This is a genomic window from Pseudomonas sp. S1_E05, assembly GCF_056337105.1.
Window position 1 is genome coordinate 6157420 of the sequence record NZ_JBFRHM010000001.1, and the last position, 25128, is coordinate 6182547.

Annotated in this window: 14 protein-coding genes, 3 tRNA genes, 1 pseudogene and 1 riboswitch; of the genes and pseudogenes, 15 read left to right on the forward strand and 3 right to left on the reverse strand. The window is 61.2% G+C overall.

The genetic code is table 11. The features are described from left to right. Positions 1–140: 140 nt before the first annotated feature. Complete coding sequence (locus AB4N33_RS28500) at positions 141–7649, reverse strand: dermonecrotic toxin domain-containing protein (protein ID WP_476458720.1); 7509 nt, start codon at positions 7647–7649, stop codon at positions 141–143. A 288-nt stretch (positions 7650–7937) separates the two neighbouring features. Between AB4N33_RS28500 and AB4N33_RS28505 the strand changes: the two genes are divergently transcribed. The 7 genes from AB4N33_RS28505 (at position 7938) to astE (ending at position 15711) form a co-directional block, all read left to right on the forward strand. After that, positions 7938–9158: an aspartate aminotransferase family protein gene (locus tag AB4N33_RS28505; RefSeq protein WP_476458721.1), complete on the forward strand. Its 1221-nt coding sequence runs from the start codon at positions 7938–7940 to the stop codon at positions 9156–9158. 166 nt (positions 9159–9324) lie between these two features. After that, the gene (gene aruF / locus AB4N33_RS28510) at positions 9325–10344 is read left to right on the forward strand and encodes an arginine/ornithine succinyltransferase subunit alpha (protein ID WP_476458722.1); all 1020 of its coding nucleotides are present in this window, start codon (positions 9325–9327) and stop codon (positions 10342–10344) included. Between the two features lie 48 nt (positions 10345–10392). Beyond that, complete coding sequence (gene astA, locus AB4N33_RS28515; RefSeq protein ID WP_460121720.1) at positions 10393–11418, forward strand: arginine N-succinyltransferase; 1026 nt, start codon at positions 10393–10395, stop codon at positions 11416–11418. Beyond that, positions 11415–12884, forward strand: coding sequence for a succinylglutamate-semialdehyde dehydrogenase (gene astD / locus AB4N33_RS28520; RefSeq protein ID WP_460142105.1), 1470 nt, complete (start codon positions 11415–11417; stop codon positions 12882–12884). The genes astA and astD overlap by 4 nt, the downstream gene beginning before the upstream one ends. A gap of 147 nt (positions 12885–13031) precedes the next feature. Then, a complete protein-coding gene (astB, locus tag AB4N33_RS28525) occupies positions 13032–14378 on the forward strand; it encodes an N-succinylarginine dihydrolase (RefSeq protein WP_476458723.1) in 1347 nt (448 codons plus the stop codon). 19 nt (positions 14379–14397) lie between these two features. After that, entirely contained in the window at positions 14398–14688 is a 291-nt protein-coding gene (locus AB4N33_RS28530; protein WP_476458724.1) for a topoisomerase II, read from the forward strand. Between the two features lie 12 nt (positions 14689–14700). Beyond that, positions 14701–15711, forward strand: a complete 1011-nt coding sequence (gene astE, locus AB4N33_RS28535) for a succinylglutamate desuccinylase (protein WP_476458725.1) — start codon at positions 14701–14703, stop codon at positions 15709–15711. A gap of 122 nt (positions 15712–15833) precedes the next feature. Here astE and AB4N33_RS28540 read toward each other — a convergent pair whose 3' ends face one another. Continuing rightward, positions 15834–16343: a 6,7-dimethyl-8-ribityllumazine synthase gene (locus tag AB4N33_RS28540; protein WP_476458726.1), complete on the reverse strand. Its 510-nt coding sequence runs from the start codon at positions 16341–16343 to the stop codon at positions 15834–15836. A gap of 100 nt (positions 16344–16443) precedes the next feature. Beyond that, a riboswitch (FMN riboswitch) is annotated at positions 16444–16613 on the reverse strand. A gap of 182 nt (positions 16614–16795) precedes the next feature. On the opposite strand from AB4N33_RS28540, the pseudogene ltaE reads away from it, so the two are divergent. From ltaE to AB4N33_RS28575, 7 genes and pseudogenes are all read left to right on the forward strand, one after another. Further along, a pseudogene (ltaE, locus tag AB4N33_RS28545) lies at positions 16796–17801 on the forward strand (low-specificity L-threonine aldolase). A gap of 146 nt (positions 17802–17947) precedes the next feature. Beyond that, a complete protein-coding gene (gene alaS / locus AB4N33_RS28550) occupies positions 17948–20572 on the forward strand; it encodes an alanine--tRNA ligase (protein ID WP_476458727.1) in 2625 nt (874 codons plus the stop codon). 91 nt (positions 20573–20663) lie between these two features. After that, complete coding sequence (locus tag AB4N33_RS28555) at positions 20664–21905, forward strand: aspartate kinase (RefSeq protein ID WP_460141071.1); 1242 nt, start codon at positions 20664–20666, stop codon at positions 21903–21905. A gap of 179 nt (positions 21906–22084) precedes the next feature. Then, positions 22085–22273 (forward strand): carbon storage regulator CsrA, encoded by a 189-nt coding sequence (gene csrA, locus AB4N33_RS28560; RefSeq protein ID WP_002554426.1) that lies wholly within the window; start codon positions 22085–22087, stop codon positions 22271–22273. Positions 22274–22335: 62 nt separating this feature from the next. Then, positions 22336–22426, forward strand: a tRNA-Ser gene (locus AB4N33_RS28565). A gap of 108 nt (positions 22427–22534) precedes the next feature. Then, positions 22535–22611: transfer RNA gene (locus AB4N33_RS28570), tRNA-Arg, on the forward strand. 71 nt (positions 22612–22682) lie between these two features. Continuing rightward, positions 22683–22759, forward strand: a tRNA-Arg gene (locus tag AB4N33_RS28575). A 19-nt stretch (positions 22760–22778) separates the two neighbouring features. Here AB4N33_RS28575 and AB4N33_RS28580 read toward each other — a convergent pair. Next, on the reverse strand, positions 22779–23288 hold the full coding sequence (locus tag AB4N33_RS28580) for a cell envelope protein SmpA (protein WP_476458728.1): 510 nt from the start codon (positions 23286–23288) through the stop codon (positions 22779–22781). 320 nt (positions 23289–23608) lie between these two features. Between AB4N33_RS28580 and mgtE the strand changes: the two genes are divergently transcribed. Further along, positions 23609–25051, forward strand: coding sequence for a magnesium transporter (gene mgtE, locus AB4N33_RS28585; protein ID WP_476458729.1), 1443 nt, complete (start codon positions 23609–23611; stop codon positions 25049–25051). The last annotated feature ends 77 nt before the right edge of the window (positions 25052–25128 follow it).

Genomic DNA, 25128 nt, shown 5'->3' on the forward strand with positions numbered 1-25128 from the left:
GTCCTTGAGCGTTTTATTGAAGCGCAAGCAAACCAGACGGGGCAGGGCCGTGTGCGGTAGATAGTTACCGCACGGGATGGGTCCACCAATCACAACGGGTTGCCCGCGGGAGTGAGCGAGCCCGCTCCCGCATGGGGCGGTTAGAGTGCGGTGCCGGGGCTCACTCCCAGGGTGTTGCCGGTCCTGCGAAAATGCTCGGCGATGCGCGCAAGGCTGGCCGGGGACAGCGGGTTGGCGCTGAGATTGAACGCCACGGTGGTCGTTGCATCGGCCTGGGTCAGTTCGGTTGGCACCTCGCGGATGGCGTTGTTGGACAGGTCGACATGAATCAACCGCCGGTTATCGACCAATGCGATCGGCAGCTCGCCAAGCCCGGTGCCGCTCAGGTCCAGCGACGTCAGGGCCTGCATACGGAGCACCGCCTCCGGGAAGGTAGCCAGTCGATACCCTCGAACCTTCAGGTGGGTCAAATTGGGGAAGTGCTCAAGGAAGTTGCCGACGCTGGCAGCCTGGGGGGCGGCGTGGGTCAGCGACAGGTCGAGGACATAATCGAAACGTGCTGTGAGCACTGGCAAATCGCCGCGCATCGGTCCATCGAATTTGAAGTGATACTCCTCCAGTGACCGATTCTCCAGCGGCACCCTGCGCCAGCATTGTTCCAACGCGGTCTTGAACGCGGCGCGATGGCCTTGCTCTTCGGTGTCGTTGGCCACTTCACCGACCCAGGCGGCCAGGTCGCGGGTCAGTGTGTCGAACTCGATCTGCCGCCGTGTCAATTCAGCGCGGCCGTCTGCCAGTGTTCCGGGCAGGGCGAGGAACAACTGGCTGGCTTCCTCGCTGGTCAAGTCCGGATACAGCGCGATGGCCTGGTCGATATCGGCCGGCGCCGCCCAGGCGCCGAAGTCGCTGCCACTTTTTTGCCGATAGGCTTTGACGCGCTCCAGCGTTACGGCGGTCAGCGGGTTGTTACTCAAGTCAAAACCATCGCCGCTGGCGCCGGGTAATTCGAAGATCGCCTCGGGCAACTCAGTGATGTGGTTGTCGCGCAGCAGTACCGTCGACAATTGCGGCAGATCGAGCAAGCCGGTGGGCATGTGCTCGATGGCGGTGTTGGACAGATCGATGAAGGTCAGCGATCTCAAGGGGGTGACATCCGGCGTAGTGCCCAACGGATTGTCGAACAGGTCGAGCATCTTCAAGCGCGTCAGCGAGGACAGGACCGCCTGCCCGTCGCTGTCAAACACCACACTGCAACGGCTCATCACCAGGTAGTTGAGCGATGGCATGCCACTGACGGCCTTCGGCATCGTGCCCAGGTTGAAGTTGCGCAGTTCCAGGTGTTGCAGGCCGGTAAAACATTCGAGGAAGCGCGGGTGGATGCCCGCCGCCGGATGGCCGCTCAGGGACAGCGCGGACACATGGCTGAAGTCAGTGGTCAGCGCGGGCAGATCACCGAGAAACGTCGGCTTGGCGATGAACGAGTTATCTCGCAGCGCGGCGGTTTGCGGCAGCCGGTGGCGCCAGAAATATTCCAGCTTCTGGGCGAACTCGGTCCGGTCGGTGCGCTCGGCGGCGAGCTCGTCTGCGTTGAGCGACTGGCCCGTCATGGGGTGTTGCGCCGGAATGTCGGCGATCCACAGGTCGAGCTCCTGGCTCATTCGGCCCAGCTCTTGCTCCCAGCGCGCCAGTTGGGCGCGACCCTCATCCAACGTGCCGGGCAATGTGTAGAGCATGTGGCTGGCGTCTTCTTCATCCAGTTCCGGGAACAGCGCGCGCGTGCGCTGGATGTCCGCCTCCTCGGCTCGCACGGCGAAGTCATTGCCGCTCTCGGCATACCCGGCCTTGATCCGTTCTCGACTGGTGGCGGATAACGGATTATTGGCGAGGTTGATGCCCTCGGCGCTGTCCGCTTCCATGGCGAACAGGTCGGGAGGCAGGTCGCTGATCCGATTGCCGTGCAGCATCGCCAGGCTCAGGTTATGCAGCTCGGTCATGCCTTTGGGCAGGTGCTCGATACCGGTGTTGGGCAACCGTAGCTCATTCAACAGCGGCATGCCTTCAAGACTGGGGGCGATGGTCAGCGGGTTGTCACTCAGGTCCATGGACTCCAGGCTGCCGAGTGATGACAGCACGGTCTGGCCGTCAGGCGTCATGGCCAATCGACAGTGGGTGAGGGACAGTTCCCGCAGCACCGGCATCCGCGTGAGCGCGCTGGGCACCTGGTCCAGGGCAAAGTCGCGCAGGTTGAGAACGTGCAGGTTTGTAAACGGCTCGAGAAATGAATCGACCGCACCCACCGCCGGATTGCCCTGCAGGCTCAGCAACGATACATGGCTGAAATCTGCCGTCAGGCGCGGCATGTCGCCAAGGAATGTCGTGCGCAGGGTGAAATGGTTTTCGCGCTTGAGCTCGGGATCAGGTCGGTCACGCCAGTATCGCTCGAGGATTTGCCCGAACTCGGTGCGGGCGACGTGATTGGCCAGGTGTTGCTCGGCGCTGAGCGGTTGCTGCGTGAGCGGGTGACGTTCGGGTGCTTGCAATGACCAGGCCTTGAGGTCGGCGATCAGTTGCGTCAACTCCACACGCCAGTGCCGCAGTTGCTTGCGACCATCGATCAGGGTGCCGGGCAAGTTGTAGATCACGTCACTGGCGTCCTGGTTGTCCAGCGCCGGAAACAGTTCCTGGGCCAGGACGATGTCCGCTGTCTCGGCGTGCACCCCGAAATCCCGGCCGATTTCGCGGAAGCGGGTCTTGATCCGCTCGCGGGTGGCCGCCGACCAGGGGTTGTCGGCAAAGTCGAATCCGTCGATGCGTTGGGCGGACAGCTTGAGCACGGGGTCGGGCAGTTCACTGATCTGGTTGTCGCTGAAGATCAGGGTCTTGAGTTGCGGGTGATCGGCCAGGCCCGTCGGCAGCGTAGACAGGGCGCTGCTGGACAGGTCGAGGAAATAAAGGTGTGGCAGGGACGTCAGGTCGAGCGGCGTGCCCAAGGGGTTGTTGGCCAGTTCGAGAATTTTCAGTTGGGTCAGTGACGCCAGCCGCGATTGCCCTTCGGGGGTGAGCACCACACCGCAGCGATTGAGGGTCAGGGTGTGTAGCTGCGACATACGTGAGACGGCAGAGGGGACCTGGCCCAGGTTGAAGTCATTGAGCTGCAGGGTTTGCAGGCCGCCGAAGCGCTGCAGCAAAGAGTCCACGGCGCTAACGTGCACGTTGCCGGTCAACTTCAGGATCGACACGTGGCTGAAGTCGGCGCTCAGGACGGGCAGGTCGCCACAGAATGTCAGTGCGGCGCTGAAACGGTCTGGATGATCGGTGTGGCGCGTGCGCCAGAATTGCTCGAGCTGCCGGGAGAAGGCGGTCCTCGCGGTGTGCTCGGTGAAGGTTTCGTTGATGTTGAGCTGTTGGCCGGTCACCGGACTTCGGTCGGGGATGTCGTTTTCCCACTGCGCAAGGTCAGCGAGCAGCCGGACAATTTCGCCCTCCCAGCGGCTGAGCTGTTCTCGACCCTCGGCGAGCGTGCCGGGCAAGCGATACAACAGGTCGGTGGCCTGGCGTACGTTCTGCTCGGGGAACAGGGCACGCACCCGATCGGTGTCCACCTGTTCGGCCAATACGCCGAAATCCTTGCCGGTGCGATTATAGTGAATCTTGATCTGCTCCCGGGCGGCCGCCGACAGTGGGTTGTTGGCAAAATTGAAGCCGTTGCTGAGTTCGGCGCCGAGGGTCAGGAGCGGCGGGGGCAGTTCGGTGATGCGGTTGCCATAAAGGTTGACGGCAATGAGCCGAGGGTGATTGAGCAGGTCGGCCGGGGGCAGGGTGATCCCGGTGTTGGCCAGGTTGAGTTCACGTAACTGCGCCAGCGCGTGCACGTCGGGCGGGCGCGCCAACGGGTTGTCCTGTAAATCGAGAATCGACACGTTCGGCAACGACGCCAATACCCGTTGATCGGCAATCGACAGGGTGATGCCACAGTTGCGCACCACCAGTTGGCGCAGCGCCGGCATCGAGGTGATGGACTCGGGCAGGCCTGGCACCGAGAAGTCCTGAAGTTCCAGGTGAAGCAAACCGCGGAAGTTCTGCAGAAAGCCGTTGAGGTGAGTGGTGCCGTTGCGGCCGTTGATCTGGAGCCAGGCGACGTGGCTGAAGTCGCCACTGATGGAAGGAAGGTCGCCGCGTATCGAGCCTGGAATGAATAGCATGTGTCCGACTGCGCTGTCGGCTTCACGGCGCCAGCTTTTTTCCAGAGAGTGCCTGAGAAAGCGTCGGGCCAGACGCGCTTCGTGAAGCTCGGGGGCGGTCAGCGCGGTGCCGTTGTGATCGACGGTCGGCAGCGCATTGTCCCAACGACTGAGCTCATGAGTCAGCCGGGCATATTCGTTGCGCAGGCGCGACAGTTCGGCCCGTGCGCCCGCCGGATGATTTTGCAGGTCTGCCAGCGTCGCCTGGATCTGCTGCGCAGAGTGTTGCGGATACAGCGCCTGCACCCGTTGCTCAAGTGTCAGTGGCTGTTCGGCCGAGGTGTTGACCGTGCGCAATATCCGTCGATAACCGTCACTGCCGGTCAGTCTGAGCGTGTCGACGGTCGGTTCATGAATCGGCGTCTCGTACAGCTTCACGATGAGCTCGCTGCGTCCCAGTGGATGTTCACGCACCAGGGTTTTGAGCGGCTCACCCTGGCCTATGTGAATGCCCAGAGCCTGGCGCTCGCTGTCCGGCAGGGCGTACAGAACACTGGTATAGAAGTCGGTGAGCGAGTGCAGCGGCTGGCCGCGATCGTCCCAGGGTTGATAACGGCCATCGGCCTGGCGCACCAGGACCTTCAGCGAGGACGCCTGTGGCGCGGCGATGCTCGTCAACAGTGGCCCGTCATACGACCGGTCGCGCATCTCGATGCACACCTGGCCGCTCCAACCGGGCAAGCGTTGCAGGCTTTGCAGCGCCAGGAGGTCGGTGTCGGGGTTGCTGACCGACGCCAGCTCCAGCCCTTCGAAGGCGCGGGTGATGCGCACGTGTTGGTTGGCCACTGCGATGAGTGATTGCTGGCGGGGTGGCAGTTGTCCCTGGCGGATCTGTTGTCGTTCATCCGGAGTGGCGGTGTCGAGCAGCTCGCGCGTGACGCTGGCGGGTAGCTGCCGATTGTGTTGGGCGACCTGTCGGGCGAGGACGTCATCGGTGTGTTCGAGGGCCTTGTAGCGAGATTCGAACAGCGCAGCGCGGTATTTGCGGGCAAGGCGCAGCACCTGCTTTCGCAGGGTGCGCGTACGCACATCGAGCGCCAGCGTCGGCTGGCCGAATTCCTCATTGAGCAGGTGCTTGATCTCGCTTTCGTCGAGGCTGTGCAGCAGGGTTTTCAGCAGGTCGCGTTCGATCAGTTTGTCCAGGCGGATCTGCGTCACCGGCAGGCGTTCATCGGCCGATGACGTCCAGGCGGTTTGCCCGCCCGCATCGATCAATTGCAGGCGTTTGTTTGCCGGCCAGCGGTGCTGTTCGCCGAGCAGTTGCAACTGCGTCAACGGATCGGCCCGCGTGTATTGGTCGGGCAAGTCGCTGGCCAGTTGATCAAGCAGTTGCCCCAGGTCGAGGTCGATCCGAAAGCGCCGAATGCTGTCGGCCAGCAACGGCGGCAAGGTTTGCTGGTTGACGTGCATCTTGCGCAGCCCGTCCTCGGAGTAGCCACTGACCTTGAGAATTCGCTGGCGTTGGATGGTGGAGAACGGCTCGACGTGGTGGCCAAGACGCCGCAACGCGGTATCGCCGTCCCACTCCAGCGGCTGTTCGAGTTCGGTGTGCCAGGCGCCCTCGCCGTTGTGGCGAAGTGGCGGCTTGTACGCATCGACTCGGGTGGGGTGATCGATCTGGTATCGGCCAGTCACCGGGTTCTGGCTCACGGCGTAATGCGCGTCCTCGATGGCCAGTAGTTGTTTGCCCTGGTGCTGGCGCAGGCCAAGCTCATTGATCGGCGCATCCGCGGCGGGTATAGCCGGGTGTTGATAGGCATGCAGGTCCGGCTTCCAGTAGCGCGTTGACCCATTGGCGCGCTCGACCGGCAGGAAACGGTCGATGAAGGCCACCACTTCCTGCGGCAGCACCTGGCGATACAGGCCTGCGACAAGCTTCGAACCTGCGGCGAACACCCCCAGTTGCACCAGCGACTCCATCACGCTCATCAAGTGATCGAAGGCAATGCCCGTCTGGCCTTCGGCCCAATCGACGATCCCCTCGAATGCATCGTCGAGCAGTTGGTAAGCCATGTAGCCCATCATCAGTTCACCCAACACCGGCACGAATGGCGCGACGATGAACGCGGCGGCCTGGACGATGCTTGAAGCCAGGCTGACAAAAGCATTCCAGCGCGCCCAGCGGGCGTTCTGGTCGACGTAGGCAGTCGGCACGGCAAGGGTGCGGGCGTCGCTGAGGATTTTGTCCAGTTTGCGTTGATAGAGGTGCTGCCACATCTCGCCACTGAACGCGGTCGCCTCAAGCTGCAGGTTCGGCGGCTCGATGGGCTCCTCCCGCCAGGCGGGCAGGGCGCTGCCTTTTACCGGTTCATGCCAGGTCACTTGCGTCAGCCGGCTGTTCAGCGTGGCGAAAAACGGCCCCAGGCGTTCGTGATCGATAAAGCGGCTGAAGAACTGCTGATAGTCCCTGGCGCGCAGTTTCCGGGTCAGTTCACCGGCCATCTCGGTGGTAGAGGCGTACTCCTTTATCGGGTGCAGCGGATCATCAGGAATGTACGCCACCACGCTGCCGACACGCGTTGAGGCTTGCAGATCGGTGGCGAAGACCAGGATGCCGGTCAGGCGCGCGGACATCATCGTCAAGTCATGACAACGCAACGCCTGCCCATTGATGCGCATGCCTTGCAGCCCATCGGCCAGCCCGCCGATCAGGCGCGCATACACTTCACTGAGATCGCCCTTCATCCGCGCCCATTGCACCGCCGCTTTCAGCGCGGCCTGCTGGCTGGTGTTGATTTTCAAGCGCAGCACGGCGGCGCCCACCGGCTCAGAAAGGCCCAGGCTTTCTCGCAGACAGGCCTCGTATCGGGCGCCGATGTCGATTTCCCGACATAGCCGGATAAAGGCCGCGATGCTCATCGACGCCTGGATCAGCGGTAGCGTGTCGAACTGTCCCGTGGGTGAAGGCGCGGTGATGAAGGTCGAGGCGCTTTCGTAGGCATCGTCTGCACTTTCCCGTTCTTCGAAGTTATGCAGCGCCGCGTCCAGCAACGACACTGTCCAGGTACGGGCGCCGGTCTGGATCGCAAAGCCTGGCACCGTCACCGGGATGTAGAGGCGCAGGAAGGTGCTGCGTACGTCCAGGTCCAGGCCGAAGCGATTCTTCAGCGCCTCCTTGAGCAGGGGTTCGGCAAAGCGGCTGGCATCCTGCAAGTGCGCCAGACGCTCGTCGACCGCGCTTTGCGCGGTCCAGTGTGCGGTGGTGAGCGCCTTGAGCCGTTGATGCTGCTCGGGTGTTGCCGACTGGAGTGCGTCGGCAAGCTGCGGTTGGCTGGCCTTGAGCGCCTGGCGATGGGCCGGGGATATCTGGCCGAGCCATGATGGCAGGGCGTCGATGAGGGGCTGATAGTGGCTGTCGGGGTGTTCCGCGGGCGCCGTACTCACCTGGAAATCTTGCTGCACCTGCATGTGACTGTTCCTTGAGCGTAGGGAAAGCGCAAAAGGAAATCAGGGATGGCCATGGCATCTGCGGTACATATTTGTCGGATAGCGCGGTGCGCCTCTGCCTCTGAGCCCGTGCGCAGTTTAAACTGCGCCTTTGCGACGCTATATGTCGCATTGCCGTAAACCCGGCTGAAACCGGGGTTTGCGCTATAAGAAGTTGTCGCTTGGCGACAAGGACGGGCTGAAAACTGTCCTTACAATCCCCCCATCGCTCGCCAGTTTCAGGCGGGTGTTCCTCTTCAGGAGACTCCGATGTCCGTTGAGCACGCTGCGGTAGAACGCGCTGATTTCGACCAGGTAATGGTTCCCAACTACGCGCCTGCCGCTTTCATTCCGGTACGTGGCGCCGGTTCCCGCGTGTGGGACCAGTCCGGCCGTGAGCTGATCGACTTCGCTGGCGGGATTGCCGTTAACGTATTGGGCCACGCGCACCCGGCACTGGTCGGTGCCTTGACCGAGCAGGCGAACAAGCTGTGGCACGTATCGAACGTGTTCACCAATGAGCCGGCCCTGCGCCTGGCGCACAAGCTGATCGACGCGACCTTCGCCGAGCGTGCCTTCTTCTGCAACTCCGGTGCCGAGGCCAACGAGGCTGCGCTGAAGCTGGCCCGTCGTGTCGGTTTCGACCGCGCCGGCAGCGAGAAATACGAGATCATTGCCACGGTCAACAGCTTCCACGGCCGCACCCTGTTCACCGTGAACGTGGGTGGCCAGCCGAAGTATTCCGACGGCTTCGGTCCGAAAATCACCGGTATCACCCACGTGCCGTACAACGATCTGGCAGCGCTCAAAGCCGCCATTTCCGACAAAACCTGCGCGGTGATCATCGAGCCGATCCAGGGCGAGAGCGGCGTCATCCCGGCTGAACTTGAATACCTGCAAGGTGCCCGTGACCTGTGCAACGCACACAACGCGCTGCTGATCTTCGACGAAGTGCAGACCGGCATGGGCCGCACTGGCCACTTGTTCGCCTACCAGCATTACGGCGTGATCCCGGATATCCTGACCAGTGCCAAGAGCCTGGGCGGCGGTTTCCCGATCGCCGCGATGCTGACCACCGACGCGTTGGCCAAGCACCTGGTCGTCGGCACCCACGGCACCACCTACGGCGGCAACCCGCTGGCGTGCGCCGTTGGCGAAGCCGTGATCGACGTGGTTAACACCCCGGATGTACTGGCCGGCGTGAAAGCCAAGCACGACAAGTTCAAGGCACGCCTGGAGCAGATCGGCGAGAAATACGGCCTGTTCACCCAGGTGCGTGGCATGGGCCTGTTGATTGGCTGCGTGCTGACCGATGCCTGGAAAGGCAAGGCCAAGGACATCCTCAACGCCGCTGAAAAAGAGTGCGTGATGGTCCTGCAGGCCGGCCCGGACGTGGTGCGTTTCGCCCCGAGCCTGGTGGTGGAAGACGCCGACATCGACGAAGGCCTGGACCGCTTCGAGCGTGCGGCGGCAAAACTGACGCAAGCCTGATAGACCCTTTGGCGCCCTGATATTTCGGGCGTCGATCAGAATTTTTGTATGCCGGGCCGAGATCTCCTGTGGGAAATTTCCACTGTGGAACACCCACAGAAGGGACCACAAGGGGTTGAAAGGCCCGGCTTATTTTCCTCAAAGAGTTGAAAAAAGGAGTGACACCATGCTGGTGATGCGCCCCGCGCAAATGGCTGATCTGGGCGAGGTACAGCGTCTGGCTGCGGACAGTCCGATTGGTGTCACTTCCTTGCCGGATGACGTTGAACGCCTGAGCGACAAGATTGCCGCGAGCGAAGCTTCCTTCTCCGCCGAGGTCAGCTTCAACGGCGAAGAATCCTATTTCTTCGTCCTTGAAGACACCGCCACCGGCAAGCTCGCCGGATGCTCGGCCATTGTCGCATCGGCCGGTTATTCCGAGCCGTTCTACAGCTTTCGCAATGAAACCTTCGTGCACGCCTCCCGCGAGCTGAAGATTCATAACAAGATCCACGTGCTCTCGCAGTGCCACGACCTGACCGGCAACAGTCTGCTGACCAGTTTCTATGTGACCCGCGACCTGGTGGGTTCGCCCTGGGCGGAACTCAATTCCCGCGGACGCCTGCTGTTCGTTGCCAGCCACCCGGAGCGTTTCGCCGATTCAGTGGTGACCGAGATCGTTGGCTACAGCGATGAAAACGGCGACTCGCCGTTCTGGGACGCCATCGGCCGCAACTTCTTCGACCTCAACTATGCCGAGGCCGAGCGCCTGTGCGGGCTGAAGAGCCGTACCTTCCTCGCCGAGCTGATGCCGCACTACCCGATCTATGTGCCGCTGTTGCCGGACTCCGCGCAGGAAGCCATGGGCCAGGTGCATCCGCGGGCGCAGATCACCTTCGACATCCTGATGCGCGAAGGCTTCGAGACCGACCACTACATCGACATTTTCGACGGCGGTCCGACCCTGCACGCCCGTGTATCCGGCATTCGCTCGATTGCCCAGAGCCGCGTGGTGCCGGTGAAAATCGGTGAGACGGTCAAAGGGGTAGGGCGTCAATACCTGGTGGCCAATGCCCAGTTGCAGGATTACCGCGCCGTGTTGCTCGAGCTCGATTACGCGCCGGGCAAACCCGTCACCCTGGATCTGGAAGCCGCCGAAGCCCTGGGCGTCGGCGAAGGTGCCAGCGTGCGCCTGGTGGCGGTTTAACGCCTTACATTTGGCGGGTGGCGCAAGCGGCCCGTTTGAGGAGATAGCATGATCGTTCGTCCCGTACGCAGCAGCGATTTACCCGCTCTGATCGACCTGGCCCGCAGCACCGGCACCGGCCTGACCACCTTGCCGGCCAACGAAGAACGCCTGACCCATCGGGTCGGCTGGGCCGAGAAGACCTTTCGCGGCGAAGCCGGGCGGGGCGATGCGGACTACCTGTTTGTGCTCGAGGACGACGACGGCCGTGTCGTCGGCATTTCCGCCATTGCCGGTGCCGTGGGCCTGCGTGAGCCGTGGTACAACTTTCGCGTCGGCCTGACCGTCAGCGCCTCGCAAGAGCTGAATATCTACCGCGAAATCCCGACCCTGTTCCTGGCCAACGACCTGACGGGCAACTCCGAGCTGTGCTCTTTGTTCCTGCACGCTGATTACCGCACCGGCCTGAACGGTCGCATGCTGTCCAAGGCGCGCTTCATGTTCATCGCCGAGTTCCCGCAACTGTTCGGCAACAAGATCATCGCCGAAATGCGCGGCGTGTCCGACGAGGCCGGGCGTTCGCCGTTCTGGGAGAGTCTGGGCAGGCATTTCTTCAAGATGGAATTCAGCCAGGCCGATTACCTGACGGGCGTGGGCAACAAGGCATTTATCGCCGAACTGATGCCCAAGTTTCCGCTGTACACCTGCTTCCTGTCGCCGGATGCGCGCAACGTCATCGGCCAGGTGCACCCGGACACCGAGCCTGCGCTGTCGATGCTGCGCAGCGAGGGGTTCAGCTATCAGGGTTATGTCGACATCTTCGACGCAGGCCCGGCCATCGAATGCGAAACCGCCAAGATTCGCGCGGTGCGCGACAGCCAGGCGCTGGTGCTGGCCATCGGCACGCCGGGCGATGACGCCACGCCGTTCATCATTCATAACCGCAAGCGCGAAGACTGCCGCATCACGGCTGCACCGGCACGCTTCGCCGCCGGCACGCTGGTGGTTGACCAACAGACCGCCAAGCGCCTGCAACTCACCGCTGGCGATCAGGTGCGCGCCGTTCCGCTGTCCGCTGCCCGGGAGTCGAAATAATGAATTCGTTATACATCGCAGGTGAATGGCTGGCCGGCCAGGGCGAAGCCTTTCAGTCGCTGAACCCCGTGACCCAGCAAGTGCTGTGGGCCGGCGAGGGCGCCACTGCCGCCCAGGTCGAGTCGGCCGTACAGGCGGCACGCCAGGCGTTTCCCGATTGGGCTCGTCGTACGTTGGAGGAGCGCATCTCGGTGCTGGAAGCCTTCGCCGCCGCGCTGAAAAATCACGCGGATGAACTGGCCCGCACCATCGGTGAGGAAACCGGTAAACCGTTGTGGGAAGCGGCCACCGAAGTCACCAGCATGGTTAACAAGATTGCCATTTCGGTACAGAGTTACCGCGAACGCACCGGCGAGAAGAGCGGCCCGCTGGGCGACGCCACCGCCGTGTTGCGCCACAAGCCACATGGCGTGGTGGCGGTGTTCGGCCCGTACAATTTCCCTGGTCACCTGCCCAATGGTCACATCGTGCCGGCGTTGCTGGCCGGCAACAGCGTACTGTTCAAGCCGAGTGAGCTGACGCCCAAAGTCGCAGAATTGACGGTCAAGTGCTGGATCGAAGCTGGCCTGCCGGCAGGCGTGCTGAACCTGCTCCAGGGTGCGCGGGAAACCGGCATCGCCCTGGCGGCGAATCCAGGCATCGACGGTTTGTTCTTCACCGGTTCCAGCCGTACCGGCAATCATCTGCACAACCAGTTTGCCGGCCGCCCAGACAAGATCTTGGCCCTGGAAATGGGCGGCAACAACCCGCTGGTGGTCGACGAGGTCGCCGACGTGGACGCGGCGGTGTACACCATCATCCAGTCGGCGTTCATCTCTGCCGGCCAGCGTTGCACCTGTGCACGACGCCTGCTGGTGCCGCAGGGCGCCTGGGGCGATGCGTTGCTGGCACGGCTGGTGGCCGTCAGTTCGACTCTCGAGGTCGGTGCCTTCGATCAGCAACCGGCACCCTTCATGGGGTCGGTGATTTCCCTGGGAGCGGCCAAGGCCTTGTTGGATGCCCAGGCGCATCTGCTGGCCAACGGCGCCACGGCGTTGCTGGAAATGACCCAGCCCCAGGCCCAGGCGGCATTGCTGACCCCAGGCATTCTGGACGTGACGGCGGTGGCCGAGCGTCCGGATGAAGAGCTGTTCGGCCCGTTGCTGCAAGTGATTCGCTACGCTGATTTTGCGGCAGCCATTGCCGAAGCCAACGACACCGCCTACGGCCTGGCCGCTGGCTTGCTGTCAGACTCCGAGGCGCGTTACCAGCAATTCTGGCTGGAAAGCCGCGCCGGTATCGTCAACTGGAACAAGCAACTGACCGGCGCCGCGAGCAGCGCACCGTTCGGCGGCGTCGGCGCCTCGGGCAACCACCGCGCCAGCGCCTACTACGCAGCGGATTACTGCGCCTACCCGGTGGCCTCGCTGGAGACCCCGAGCCTGGTGATGCCGGCGACTTTGACGCCGGGCGTGAAGATGGCGTGATGCCCATCGCGAGCAAGCCCGCTCCCACACTGGATGTGTGTCCGACACATAACCCCTGTAGGAGCGGGCTTGCCCGCGATGGCCACGCCGCAATCTCAGAAATTGTTACTGAAGCCTATAACAACAGATCCTCGTGGAGCCTCGCTGATGAAATCCTGTGAAGTCAATTTTGACGGTCTAGTGGGGCCGACCCATAACTACGGCGGTTTGTCCTACGGTAACGTCGCGTCCCAGAGCAACAGCCAGCAGTCTTCGAACCCGAAGGAAGCCGCGCTGCAAGGCCTGGCGAAAATGAAAGCCTTGATGGACATGGGCTTTACCCAGGGCGTGCTGGCGCCACAAGAGCGCCCGGATGTCGCCGCGCTGCGTCGCCTGGGCTTTGCCGGCAGCGATGCGCAGTTGATCGAACGCGCCGCCAAAGAGGCCATGCCTCTGCTGGTAGCCAGTTGCTCGGCGTCGAGCATGTGGGTGGCCAACGCCGCCACGGTCAGCCCAAGCGCCGATACGGCCGATGGGCGTGTGCATTTCACCGCCGCCAACCTCAACTGCAAATACCACCGCAGCATCGAGCACCCCACCACCAGCCGCGTGCTGGGGGCGATGTTCGCTGATCAGAAACACTTCGCCCACCACGCCGCGTTGCCGGCGGTGGCGCAGTTCGGTGACGAAGGCGCGGCCAACCACACGCGTTTTTGCCGTGAGTACGGCGAAGCCGGCGTCGAGTTCTTCGTGTTCGGTCGCAGCGCGTTCGACACTCGCTACCCGGCGCCGCAGAAATACCCGGCCCGTCAAACCCTCGAAGCATCCCAGGCCGTCGCGCGCCTGCACGGCCTGAAGGACGAAGGCGTGGTCTACGCCCAGCAAAACCCGTCAGTGATCGACCAGGGCGTGTTCCATAATGACGTGATCGCCGTCGGTAATGGCGAAGTGCTGTTCTACCATGAGGACGCTTTCCTCGAGACCGACACAATGCTGGCTGAGCTGGCGAACAAGCTCGCCAAGGTCGGTGGGAAATTTCAGTCGGTGTGCGTACCGCGTTCGGCGGTAACCGTCGAAGACGCGGTTCGGTCCTACCTGTTCAATAGCCAACTGCTGTCGCGTCCTGACGGCTCCATGCTGTTGATCGTGCCGGAAGAATGCCGTGGCAACGAACGTGTCTGGCAATACCTGCAGGGTTTGACCAGCTCGGGCGGGCTGATTCGCGAGGTCAAGGTGTTCGACCTCAAGCAAAGCATGCAGAACGGTGGCGGTCCAGCTTGCCTGAGGCTGCGCGTGGCGCTCAATGAAACCGAACTGGCGGCCGTCAACCCAGGGGTTATCATGACGGCACCGTTGTACGGCACCCTCACCGAATGGGTGAACAAGCACTACCGCGACCGCATGGCCGAAAGCGACCTGGCGGACCCGCAATTGCTGCTTGAGTGCCGGACGGCACTGGATGAACTGACACAAATCCTTAAACTGGGCGCGGTTTATCCTTTCCAGATCAATTGAAGTCGAGAGCGTAAAAAACATGAGCGATACCCTGCAGCTGATCCTTGAAGACACCGACGGCACGCAACTGGAAACCTCCTGCACCCGCGTCGCGGTCCTGTGGCAAGGCAAGGAGCTGTGGATCCAGCATGACGGTCGCGGCCAACTGCTGATCGGCGTGGATGTTGAAGAAGGTGACGCCGAATACGCCAACCTGCTGCTTCGCCCATTGGCGACTAATCTGGTAAGTCTGCAACTGGAGATGGAACCGGCTGACCTCGGCGACGAAGACGGTCACGTTCACGGCCCGGATTGCAACCACGACCACTAAGGGAACCGCTCTATGCTCGCCCTCGGCAAACTGCTTGAACTGACCCTCGCCGGCCGTGAACCGGCGGAGAAGACTCAACTGACTGTCGAAGGCGTGCGCATGCGCTGGTTGAGCGAGGGCGCGCTGGAAGTCCGGCCGCCCGAAGCCCGTGACAATGGCCTGGACCTGCTGCTGTCGGCGGGCATCCATGGCAATGAAACAGCGCCGATCGAATTGCTCGATCGGCTGTTGCACGACATCGCCCGCGGCGACCTCAAGCCGCGCGCCCGTATCCTGTTCCTGTTCGGCAACCCTGAAGCGATTCGCAAGGGCGAGCGCTTCGTCGAGCAGGACGTCAATCGGCTGTTCAACGGCCGTCACGAACAAAGCAGCGGTTCAGAGGCGCTGCGCGCCTGTGAACTGGAGCGCCTGGCGGCGAGTTTCTTCAGCCTGCCGGATCGTGAACGGCTGCACTACGACCTCCACACGGCGATCCGTGGATCGAAGATCGAGCAATTCGCGCTGTACCCGTGGAAAGAAGGTCGCCAGCATTCGCGCCGTGAACTGGTGCGCCTGCGTGCCGCGGGTATGGAAGCGGTGTTGTTGCAGAACAAGCCGTCCATCGTCTTCAGCTCCTACACCTACGACAAGCTGGGGGCCGAGTCCTTCACTCTGGAACTGGGCAAGGCGCGGCCGTTCGGGCAGAACGATGGAGTCAACGTCAACCTGCTGGAAACTCGCCTCAAACAGATTATCGAAGGCAACGAACCGTCCCAGGCCGATGCCCAGCTGGACGGCTTGCAGCTATTCAGCGTGGCGCGCGAAATCATCAAGCACAGCGACAGCTTCCGCCTGAACCTGCCGGCGGACATCGAGAATTTTTCGGAACTGGAAGTGGGTTACCTGCTGGCCGAAGACATCGCCCAGACCCGCTGGATCATCGAGGAAGAGGGCGCCCGGATCATTTTCCCCAACCCGAAGGTCAAGAACGGCTTGCGCGCGGGCATCCTGATCGTGCCGACTACTGACGAAAACCTGGCCTGAGCCACGCACATACCCCTGTGGGAGCGGGCTTGCTCGCGAATACGGTGCATCAGTCAACACTTATGGCGACTGAAACACCTTATTCGCGAGCAAGCCCGCTCCCACAGTTTTGGGTGAGGGAATTACACCGCTACCGCACGCGGCTCAGTGCGATGCAGCGCCCGCACTTTCTTCAGCGTATCCGCACACGTCCTCGCCGCTTCCTGGCCCTTGTGCACAAAATGCTCGAAGAAGAATTTCTGGTGTTCCTCGCCGGCATGGAAGTGGTGCGGGGTCAATACGACTGAGAACACTGGCACTTCGGTTTCCAGTTGCACCTGCATCAGGCCGCTGATCACCGACTGGGCGACGAATTCATGGCGATAGATGCCGCCATCCACCACCAGGCCGGCGGCGACGATGCCGGCATAACGGCCGGTCTTGGCCAGCAACTTGGCGTGCAGCGGGATTTCGAAGGCGCCGCCGAGTTCAAAGAAGTCGATGTCCGATTCCTGGTAACCCTGGGCAAGCATTTCTGCGACGAAACCCTTACGGCTCTGGTCGACAATTTCCTTGTGCCAGCACGCCTGGATGAACGCGACGCGCTCGCCATGAGGGTGTTTGCCTTTGCTATCGATTGCGGTGGGTTGCATGTTCTGACTCCTGTTTAATGAAAAAACAGGGCATATGAATCGAAGGGGATCTAAGGGTACGCGCTCGCACGAGTGCTCGCAGGCGGCCCTTTGGCGTTAATCCCGTTCTCTCTTCATCCGGACTATGACCGTCGGCCCCGGAATCAAACCGGGTCTGCTGACCTTGCCGCCACCACGACCAAAGCCGTGCTGTCACCAAGCGCTCGCGGGCTATGCGCGTTGCGCGCAATTACCGCCGGTGGGGAGTTACACCCCGCCCTGAGAACGTTTTGCCGGCAGAATGTCTGGCGGCGCAGCTTTTGTAACATATCTTTCCCGTGCACGCATTGATGCTTTCAGATGATTGCCATCGTTTTTTTGTTGGATCAGCCGCCCCCAAGGGTTGATTAATTGCGCTCATGACCGCAGTAATCCCCTCTGACAATCATCTCCTGCAAACCGAGGCCAGATTCATGAGCGTTATCGATCTTCGCAGTGACACCGTCACCCAACCGACTCCAGGGATGCTCGACGCAATGGCCGGGGCGGCCACCGGGGACGACGTCTACGGCGAAGACCCGACGGTCAATGGTCTGGAGGCCGAGTTGGCCAAGCGCCTGGGTTTTGCCGCCGCGTTGTTCGTGCCAACGGGCACCATGAGCAACCTGCTGGGATTGATGGCGCATTGCGAGCGTGGCGACGAGTACATCGTTGGCCAACAGGCTCACACCTACAAGTACGAAGGCGGCGGCGCCGCAGTGCTCGGCTCGATCCAGCCTCAACCCCCTGGAAGTCCAGGCCGACGGCTCGCTGGATCTGGCGCAGGTAGCGGCAGCGATCAAGCCGGATGACTTCCACTTCGCCCGCACCCGTTTGCTGGCGCTGGAAAACACCATGCAAGGTAAGGTGTTGCCGCTCGCGTATCTGGCCGAGGCACACCGATTCACCCGTGAACATGGCCTGCAGCTTCACCTGGACGGCGCCCGCCTGTACAACGCAGCGGTCAAGCTTGGGGTGGAGGCTCGCGAAATTGCCCAGCATTTCGATTCGGTGTCGGTCTGCCTGTCCAAAGGTCTCGGGGCGCCGGTGGGGTCGGTGCTGTGCGGCTCCGCCGAACTGATCGCCAAGGCCCGGCGCCTGCGCAAGATGGTCGGCGGCGGCATGCGCCAGGCGGGCATCCTCGCCGCAGCGGGGCTGTATGCGCTGGACCACAACGTCCAGCGCCTGGCCGATGACCACGCCAACGCCCAGCATCTGGCCGACGGCCTGCGCGCAGCGGGGTACGAGGTCGAGCCGGTGCAGACCAACATGGTCTATGTGCAGATTGGCGACAGAGCCGAGGCACTCAAAGCGTTTGCCGCTGAACGCGGGATCAAACTCAGCGCTGCCGCCCGTCTGAGAATGGTGACGCACATGGACGTCAGCCGCACACAAATCGAGCAAGTCGTCGCGACATTCGTCGAGTTTTCACATAAGTGATAGCGTTAGCGGTCCAATTGACCGTTTCTATCGTATAAACACGCTGTACCCCGCGCGCAGGGCCGATATAATGCGGCCCTTTGCCGTCGTTTCGTCTGGTGACGTTTCGAACAGGCCTTTGGCCGCAGCCTCCGTGGAAGAACCTAATGAAAAGCGCAGAAATCCGTGAAGCCTTCCTTCGCTTCTTCGAAGAGCAAGGCCACACCCGTGTAGCCTCCAGCTCTTTGATTCCGGGCAACGACCCGACCCTGCTGTTCACCAACGCGGGGATGAACCAGTTCAAGGACTGCTTCCTGGGCCAGGAAAAACGCGCGTACACCCGCGCCGTCAGCAGCCAGAAATGCGTGCGCGCCGGCGGCAAGCACAACGACCTGGAAAACGTCGGTTATACCGCCCGTCACCACACCTTCTTCGAAATGCTGGGTAACTTCAGCTTCGGCGACTACTTCAAACGCGATGCGATCACGTACGCCTGGACCTTCCTGACGTCCGACAAGTGGCTGAACCTGCCGAAAGAAAAACTGTGGGTCACCGTCTACGCCAGCGATGACGAAGCCTACGACATCTGGACCAAGGAAGTCGGCGTTCCGGCCGAGCGCATGGTCCGTATCGGCGACAACAAGGGCGCGCCGTACGCCTCCGACAACTTCTGGACCATGGGCGACACCGGCCCGTGCGGTCCTTGCACCGAGATTTTCTTCGACCACGGCGCCGACATCTGGGGTGGCCCACCGGGCTCGCCGGAAGAAGACGGCGACCGTTACATCGAAATCTGGAACAACGTGTTCATGCAGTTCAACCGCACCGCCGACGGCGTGTTGCACCCGCTGCCTGCGCCGTCGGTGGACACCGGCATGGGCCTGGAGCGTATCAGTGCCGTGCTGCAACACGTTCATTCGAACTATGAAATCGACCTGTTCCAGAGCCTGCTGAACGCGTCGGCCAAGGCCATCGGTTGCACCAATGACGCCCAGGCTTCGCTGAAAGTCGTGGCTGACCACATTCGTTCCTGCGGTTTCCTGATTGCCGACGGCGTGCTGCCGTCCAACGAAGGCCGTGGTTACGTACTGCGCCGGATCATCCGTCGCGCCTGCCGTCACGGCAACAAGCTGGGCGCCAAGGGCAGCTTCTTCTACCAGATCGTCGCGGCCCTGGTCGCCGAGATGGGCGAAGCCTTCCCGGAACTGAAATCCCAGCAGGCGCACATCGAACGCGTGCTCAAGGCTGAAGAAGAGCAGTTCGCCAAGACCCTGGAGCAGGGCCTGAAAATCCTCGAGCAGGATCTGGCCGGGCTCAAGGGCGACGTGGTGCCGGGCGACGTGGTGTTCAAACTCTACGACACCTACGGCTTCCCGATGGACCTGACCGGTGACATCGCTCGCGAACGCAACCTGACCCTCGACGAAGCAGGCTTCGAGCGTGAAATGGAAGCCCAGCGCGTCCGCGCCCGTTCCGCCAGCTCCTTCGGCATGGACTACAACAGCCTGGTCAAGGTTGATGTGGACACCCAATTTACCGGTTACAACGCCACCCGCGGCTCGGCGAAAATCGTTGCTCTCTATAAGGACGGGCAATCGGTCGACGTATTGAATGAAGGTGAAGAGGGCGTGGTCGTGCTCGACCAGACGCCGTTCTACGCCGAGTCCGGTGGCCAGATCGGCGACTGCGGCTACATCCAGACCGGCAGCGGTCGTTTCGACGTGCGCGACACCACCAAGACCGGCGGCGCATTCCTGCACCACGGCGTGCAGGCCTTGGGCAACCTGACCATTGCGGCGCCGGTGCAAACCCAGGTCGAAGCCGACGTGCGTCATGCCACTTCGCTGAACCACTCGGCTACCCACTTGCTGCACGCCGCGTTGCGCAAAGTGCTGGGCGATCACGTGCAGCAAAAAGGTTCGCTCGTCGACAGCCAGCGCCTGCGTTTCGACTTCAGCCACTTCGAAGCGATCAAGCCTGAACAGATCAAGGCACTGGAAGACATCGTCAACGCCGAGATCCGCAAGAACTCCGCCGTTGAAACCGAAGAAACCGACATCGACACCGCCAAGAAGAAAGGCGCCATGGCGCTGTTTGGCGAGAAGTACGGCGACAGCGTACGTGTGCTGAGCATGGGCGGTGATTTCTCCGTCGAGCTGTGTGGCGGTATCCACGCCAACCGTACCGGCGACATCGGCCTGCTGAAAATCATCAGCGAGGGCGGTGTGGCGGCAGGTGTGCGTCGTATCGAGGCCGTCACCGGTGCAGCGGCACTGGCGTACCTGAACGCTGCCGAAGAACAACTCAAGGAAGCGGCCAGCCTGGTCAAGGGCAGCCGCGACAACCTGATCGACAAGCTGTCGGCTGTGCTGGAGCGCAACCGTCTGCTGGAGAAACAACTCGAGCAGTTGCAAGCCAAGGCAGCCAGCGCGGCGGGCGACGATCTGTCGGCTTCCGCCCTGGACGTCAAGGGTGTGAAAGTGCTGTCCGTCCGTCTGGACGGTCAGGACGGTAAGGCGCTGCTGGCGCTGGTCGATCAACTGAAAAACAAACTCGGCCGCGCAGTGATCCTGCTCGGCAGTGTCCATGAGGAAAAGGTCGTTCTGGTTGCAGGCGTAACCAAAGACCTGACTGGCCAACTCAAAGCCGGTGATTTGATGAAGCAGGCCGCTGCGGCAGTGGGCGGGAAGGGCGGTGGTCGTCCGGACATGGCGCAAGGCGGTGGTACCGACGCCGACGCACTGGACGCGGCACTGGCCCTGACCGTTCCATTTGTAGAGCAGGGTTTATAAGGCAGCGTGCCCGGCCCGCGGCCCCGTGGCGGGCCGGCGCGCTGTTTGAGTGATTATTTGGGCGCCCTTCATGGGCAGAGGCGGCTTTGAAATGGCTTTGATCGTACAGAAATTTGGAGGCACCTCGGTCGGCACTGTCGAGAGAATCGAGCAGGTTGCCGACAAGGTTAAGAAATTCCGCGATGCCGGCGATGACCTGGTGGTTGTGCTGTCTGCAATGAGCGGCGAAACCAACCGTCTGATCGATCTGGCCAAGCAAATCAGTGGCGAAGGTCAACCGGTTCCGCGTGAACTGGACGTGATCGTTTCCACCGGCGAGCAGGTGACGATTGCACTGTTGGCCATGGCGCTGATCAAGCGCGGCGTGCCAGCGGTGTCCTACACCGGCAACCAGGTGCGTATCCTGACGGACAGCGCTCACAATAAAGCGCGTATCTTGCAGATTGATGACCAGAAAATTCGTGGGGACCTGAAGGCCGGTCGCGTGGTGGTTGTCGCCGGCTTCCAGGGCGTCGACGAGCACGGCAATATCACCACCCTCGGTCGTGGCGGCTCCGACACCACCGGCGTGGCACTGGCGGCAGCCTTGAAGGCAGACGAGTGCCAGATCTACACCGACGTCGACGGCGTCTATACCACCGACCCGCGTGTGGTGCCCGTGGCTCAGCGCCTGGACAAGATCACCTTCGAAGAGATGCTGGAAATGGCCAGCCTCGGTTCCAAGGTGTTGCAGATCCGCGCGGTGGAGTTCGCCGGCAAGTACAACGTTCCGCTGCGCGTACTGCACAGCTTCAAGGAGGGTCCGGGCACCCTCATTACTATCGATGAAGAGGAAACCATGGAACAGCCGATCATTTCCGGCATCGCTTTCAACCGCGATGAAGCCAAGCTGACCATCCGTGGCGTGCCAGACACCCCGGGTGTTGCATTCAAGATTCTTGGCCCGATCAGCGCCGCGAACATCGAAGTCGACATGATCGTGCAGAACGTTGCGCACGATAACACCACCGACTTCACCTTCACCGTGCATCGCAATGACTACCAGGCCGCCCAGAGCGTGCTGGAAAACACGGCCCGTGAAATTGGTGCCCGGGAAGTGGTGGGCGACACCAAAATCGCCAAGGTCTCGATCGTCGGCGTCGGCATGCGTTCCCACGCAGGCGTCGCAAGCCGGATGTTTGAATCCCTGGCCAAGGAAAGCATCAACATCCAGATGATCTCGACTTCGGAAATCAAGGTTTCCGTGGTCATCGAAGAGAAGTACCTGGAATTGGCTGTGCGCGCTCTGCACACGGCTTTCGAACTGGACGCACCGGCCCGCCAGGGCGAGTGATGCGTTTGCCAAAGGGCGCGGTCTGACCGCGCCCTTTTGTTTTTTTGAATGGCGCAGCGTTCTTTTGTCTGCGCTGGTCAATACTCAGGCATGTAGGGCAGCGATCGTTGCGGTTGTCGGTCGAGTGCCTTTTTTTTGCAGACTGTTGTTCCCGAAATGAAATGCGTGAGGAGAAAGGTATGCTGATTCTGACTCGTCGGTGTGCAGAAAGCCTGATCATCGGTGATGGCGAAATCACTGTGACCGTGCTCGGCGTCAAAGGAAACCAGGTGCGCATCGGCGTCAATGCGCCGAAAGAGGTTGCGGTGCACCGTGAGGAAATTTACCTGCGTATAAAGAAAGAGAAGGACGAAGAACCAAGCCATTAATTTTTATCGTTTTTTATGTTTGCAAACGGGGAAGAAGCTGGTTAATATACGCCCCGTGTTGCGGAGAGCTGGCCGAGTGGCCGAAGGCGCTCCCCTGCTAAGGGAGTACACCTCAAAAGGGTGTCGGGGGTTCGAATCCCCCGTTCTCCGCCATTATTTGCGTAGTACGTTGTAATCTGGCTTCTTCGGTAAGTTGTTGAAATTACTAGAAAAAAGCGCTTTACAAAAAGATTTGACGGCCTATAATGCGCGGCAACAAATGCACTCGTAGCTCAGCTGGATAGAGTACTCGGCTACGAACCGAGCGGTCACAGGTTCGAATCCTGTCGAGTGCACCATTTAAGAGTTGTTTGCAGTGATGTAAATGACTTGGCTTCAACCAGTTGTGATCTGGTATAAAAACACAAATGCACTCGTAGCTCAGCTGGATAGAGTACTCGGCTACGAACCGAGCGGTCACAGGTTCGAATCCTGTCGAGTGCACCATATACCAAAAAGCCCGCGTTTAACGCGGGCTTTTTGCTGTCCGGGATTTGGCTTTTCCGCTCACACATCCTTTCTCATCGAATTCGACATGCGCACTGCGACCCCGTTGGTTGTCGTAGCGGTAAATCGTGGCTGAATTGCGCACGGTCACCTTGTCGGGCTTGCCGAGCGCGCTTTCGACATCCTGCTGGCTCATGCCGGCGACAACCCGCTGATTGATGATGCCTTCCCGGCGTTGCCTGGCGTTGATCAGGTTGCCGCAGGTGTCTTGGGCCTGACCAACGATGGTTGGCGCTCTCCTGGTGTAAGCGGGTTGGCGGGCATCGGCTTCCGGCATCAGGGGGACCATTGTGCCAGGCAGGTAGGTGTGTACCTCTTGCAGCGATTGTGTATCTGCGCTCGCGCAACCCCGTGTGGTGAACGTGAGGTGCCCGCTGGCGGACTCGCATCGGTGAACGGTGATTGCGGCTGCCTCAAGCGGCAGGCCAAGCAGGGCGGTCAGCAAAAAATAATGGGTATCCGATGGCATCAAACGTCCTCCGTGACGGTCTGACTCAAGGTTAGCCGCTACATTTTTCTGCATGGGTGTGTTTTCTTTTCAGAATGAGTCGTCGCACTTTCATGGATCAGGATGGCGCTCAAGTTTGTCTTGCAAGCGCTTGTTTAGGCCAAGATTTTTTAACGTTAAAAAACGTCGGGCGGTGTATCATTGCGCCCGTCAGCCCCGCCGGGGCTTGTGGAATACCTCCATGGACTTACCCAGTAGACATTCAGTAAACCGTTTTTCCAATCAAGAATTGACTGATTGATCCTCCCGGCGTGCTCCGCTGCTGGGAGTGGAGTTCGCCTATGTCTGAAATTGAAGTAAAGAAAACACAGGAAAGCCTGCAGGATCGCCTCGCTCAAGTGATTGAGCTGTTGCAGCGTCAGCGCATGGTCGAAGACCTGACGCACCGCGAGCAGGGCCCGAATCAAGACCGGGTCGAAAGCCTGGTTCACCGGCAGAACCTCGTCGAGCTGCAACGCAAGCTCGATGACCTGCACTCCGCCGACGTTGCCTACATCCTTGAAGCCCTGCCGCTGGACGATCGTCTGACGCTGTGGCAACTGGTCAAGGCCGATCGCGACGGTGACATTCTCCTCGAAGTATCCGACTCGGTTCGTGAAACACTGATCGCCGACATGGACGATCACGAGCTCCTGGCGGCCGCCAAGGACATGGATGCCGATGAGCTCGCCGACCTGGCGTCGGAGCTGCCCCGTGACGTCGTCCATGAGCTGATGGAAACCCTCGATGCGCAACAGCGTGAGCGCGTTCGCTCCGCGTTGTCCTATGACGAGGAGCAAGTCGGTGCGCTGATGGACTTCGAGATGGTGACTATCCGTGAGGATGTCAGTCTCGAAGTGGTCTTGCGTTACCTGCGTCGCCTCAAGGAGCTGCCAGGCCACACCGATAAACTGTTCGTGGTCGACTACGACGGCATCCTCAAGGGCGTGTTGCCGATCAAGCGGTTGCTGGTGAACGACCCGGACAAGCAAGTCGCGGAAGTCATGGCCAGCGATCCGGTGAGTTTCCACCCGGATGAAGACGCCTATGACGCCGCGCAGGCATTCGAGCGTTACGACTTGATCTCCGCGCCGGTGGTCGACAAAAACGGCAAGTTGATCGGCCGTCTGACCATCGACGAAATGGTCGACCTGATCCGTGAAGAGAGCGAAACCGAAGTTCTCAACATGGCGGGTCTGCGTGAAGAAGAAGATATTTTCGCCTCGGTCTGGAAGTCCCTGCGCAACCGCTGGGCGTGGCTGGCGATCAACCTGATCACGGCCTTCATTGCCTCCCGCGTGATCGGTTTGTTCGAAGGCTCGATCGAGAAGCTGGTGGCGTTGGCGGCGTTGATGCCGATCGTTGCAGGCATCGGTGGTAACTCGGGCAATCAGACGATCACCATGATTGTGCGTGCCATGGCGCTGGATCAGGTGAGCACCGGCAACACGTCGCGGTTGATGCGCAAGGAGTTGGCGGTCGGCCTGATCAATGGCCTGGTCTGGGGGGGTGTCATTGGTGCGGTTGCCTACATGCTGTACGGCAGTTGGTCGCTGGGTGTAGTAATGACTGCCGCCATGACCCTCAATCTGCTGCTGGCGGCGTTGATGGGGGTATTGATCCCCATGACCCTGGCGCGATTGGGGCGCGATCCGGCGATGGGCGCCAGCGTGATGATCACGGCGATGACCGACAGTGGTGGCTTCTTTATCTTCCTGGGGCTGGCGACGATCTTTCTGCTCTGAGGCCCGCAAAACACAGAAACCCGCTTCGGCGGGTTTTTTTATGGGTGAATTTCAGGCAAAAAAAAGCCAGCGATCAG

Excerpts from the sequence above, each read along its gene's own strand:
- AB4N33_RS28500 (WP_476458720.1), bottom strand. The coding sequence starts at position 7,649 with ATGCAGGTGCAGCAAGATTTCCAGGTGAGTACGGCGCCCGCGGAACAC.
- AB4N33_RS28505 (WP_476458721.1), top strand. The coding sequence starts at position 7,938 with ATGTCCGTTGAGCACGCTGCGGTAGAACGCGCTGATTTCGACCAGGTA.
- aruF (WP_476458722.1), top strand. The coding sequence starts at position 9,325 with ATGCTGGTGATGCGCCCCGCGCAAATGGCTGATCTGGGCGAGGTACAG.
- astA (WP_460121720.1), top strand. The coding sequence starts at position 10,393 with ATGATCGTTCGTCCCGTACGCAGCAGCGATTTACCCGCTCTGATCGAC.
- astB (WP_476458723.1), top strand. The coding sequence starts at position 13,032 with ATGAAATCCTGTGAAGTCAATTTTGACGGTCTAGTGGGGCCGACCCAT.
- AB4N33_RS28530 (WP_476458724.1), top strand. The coding sequence starts at position 14,398 with ATGAGCGATACCCTGCAGCTGATCCTTGAAGACACCGACGGCACGCAA.
- astE (WP_476458725.1), top strand. The coding sequence starts at position 14,701 with ATGCTCGCCCTCGGCAAACTGCTTGAACTGACCCTCGCCGGCCGTGAA.
- AB4N33_RS28540 (WP_476458726.1), bottom strand. The coding sequence starts at position 16,343 with ATGCAACCCACCGCAATCGATAGCAAAGGCAAACACCCTCATGGCGAG.
- alaS (WP_476458727.1), top strand. The coding sequence starts at position 17,948 with ATGAAAAGCGCAGAAATCCGTGAAGCCTTCCTTCGCTTCTTCGAAGAG.
- AB4N33_RS28555 (WP_460141071.1), top strand. The coding sequence starts at position 20,664 with ATGGCTTTGATCGTACAGAAATTTGGAGGCACCTCGGTCGGCACTGTC.
- csrA (WP_002554426.1), top strand. The coding sequence starts at position 22,085 with ATGCTGATTCTGACTCGTCGGTGTGCAGAAAGCCTGATCATCGGTGAT.
- AB4N33_RS28580 (WP_476458728.1), bottom strand. The coding sequence starts at position 23,288 with ATGCCATCGGATACCCATTATTTTTTGCTGACCGCCCTGCTTGGCCTG.
- mgtE (WP_476458729.1), top strand. The coding sequence starts at position 23,609 with ATGTCTGAAATTGAAGTAAAGAAAACACAGGAAAGCCTGCAGGATCGC.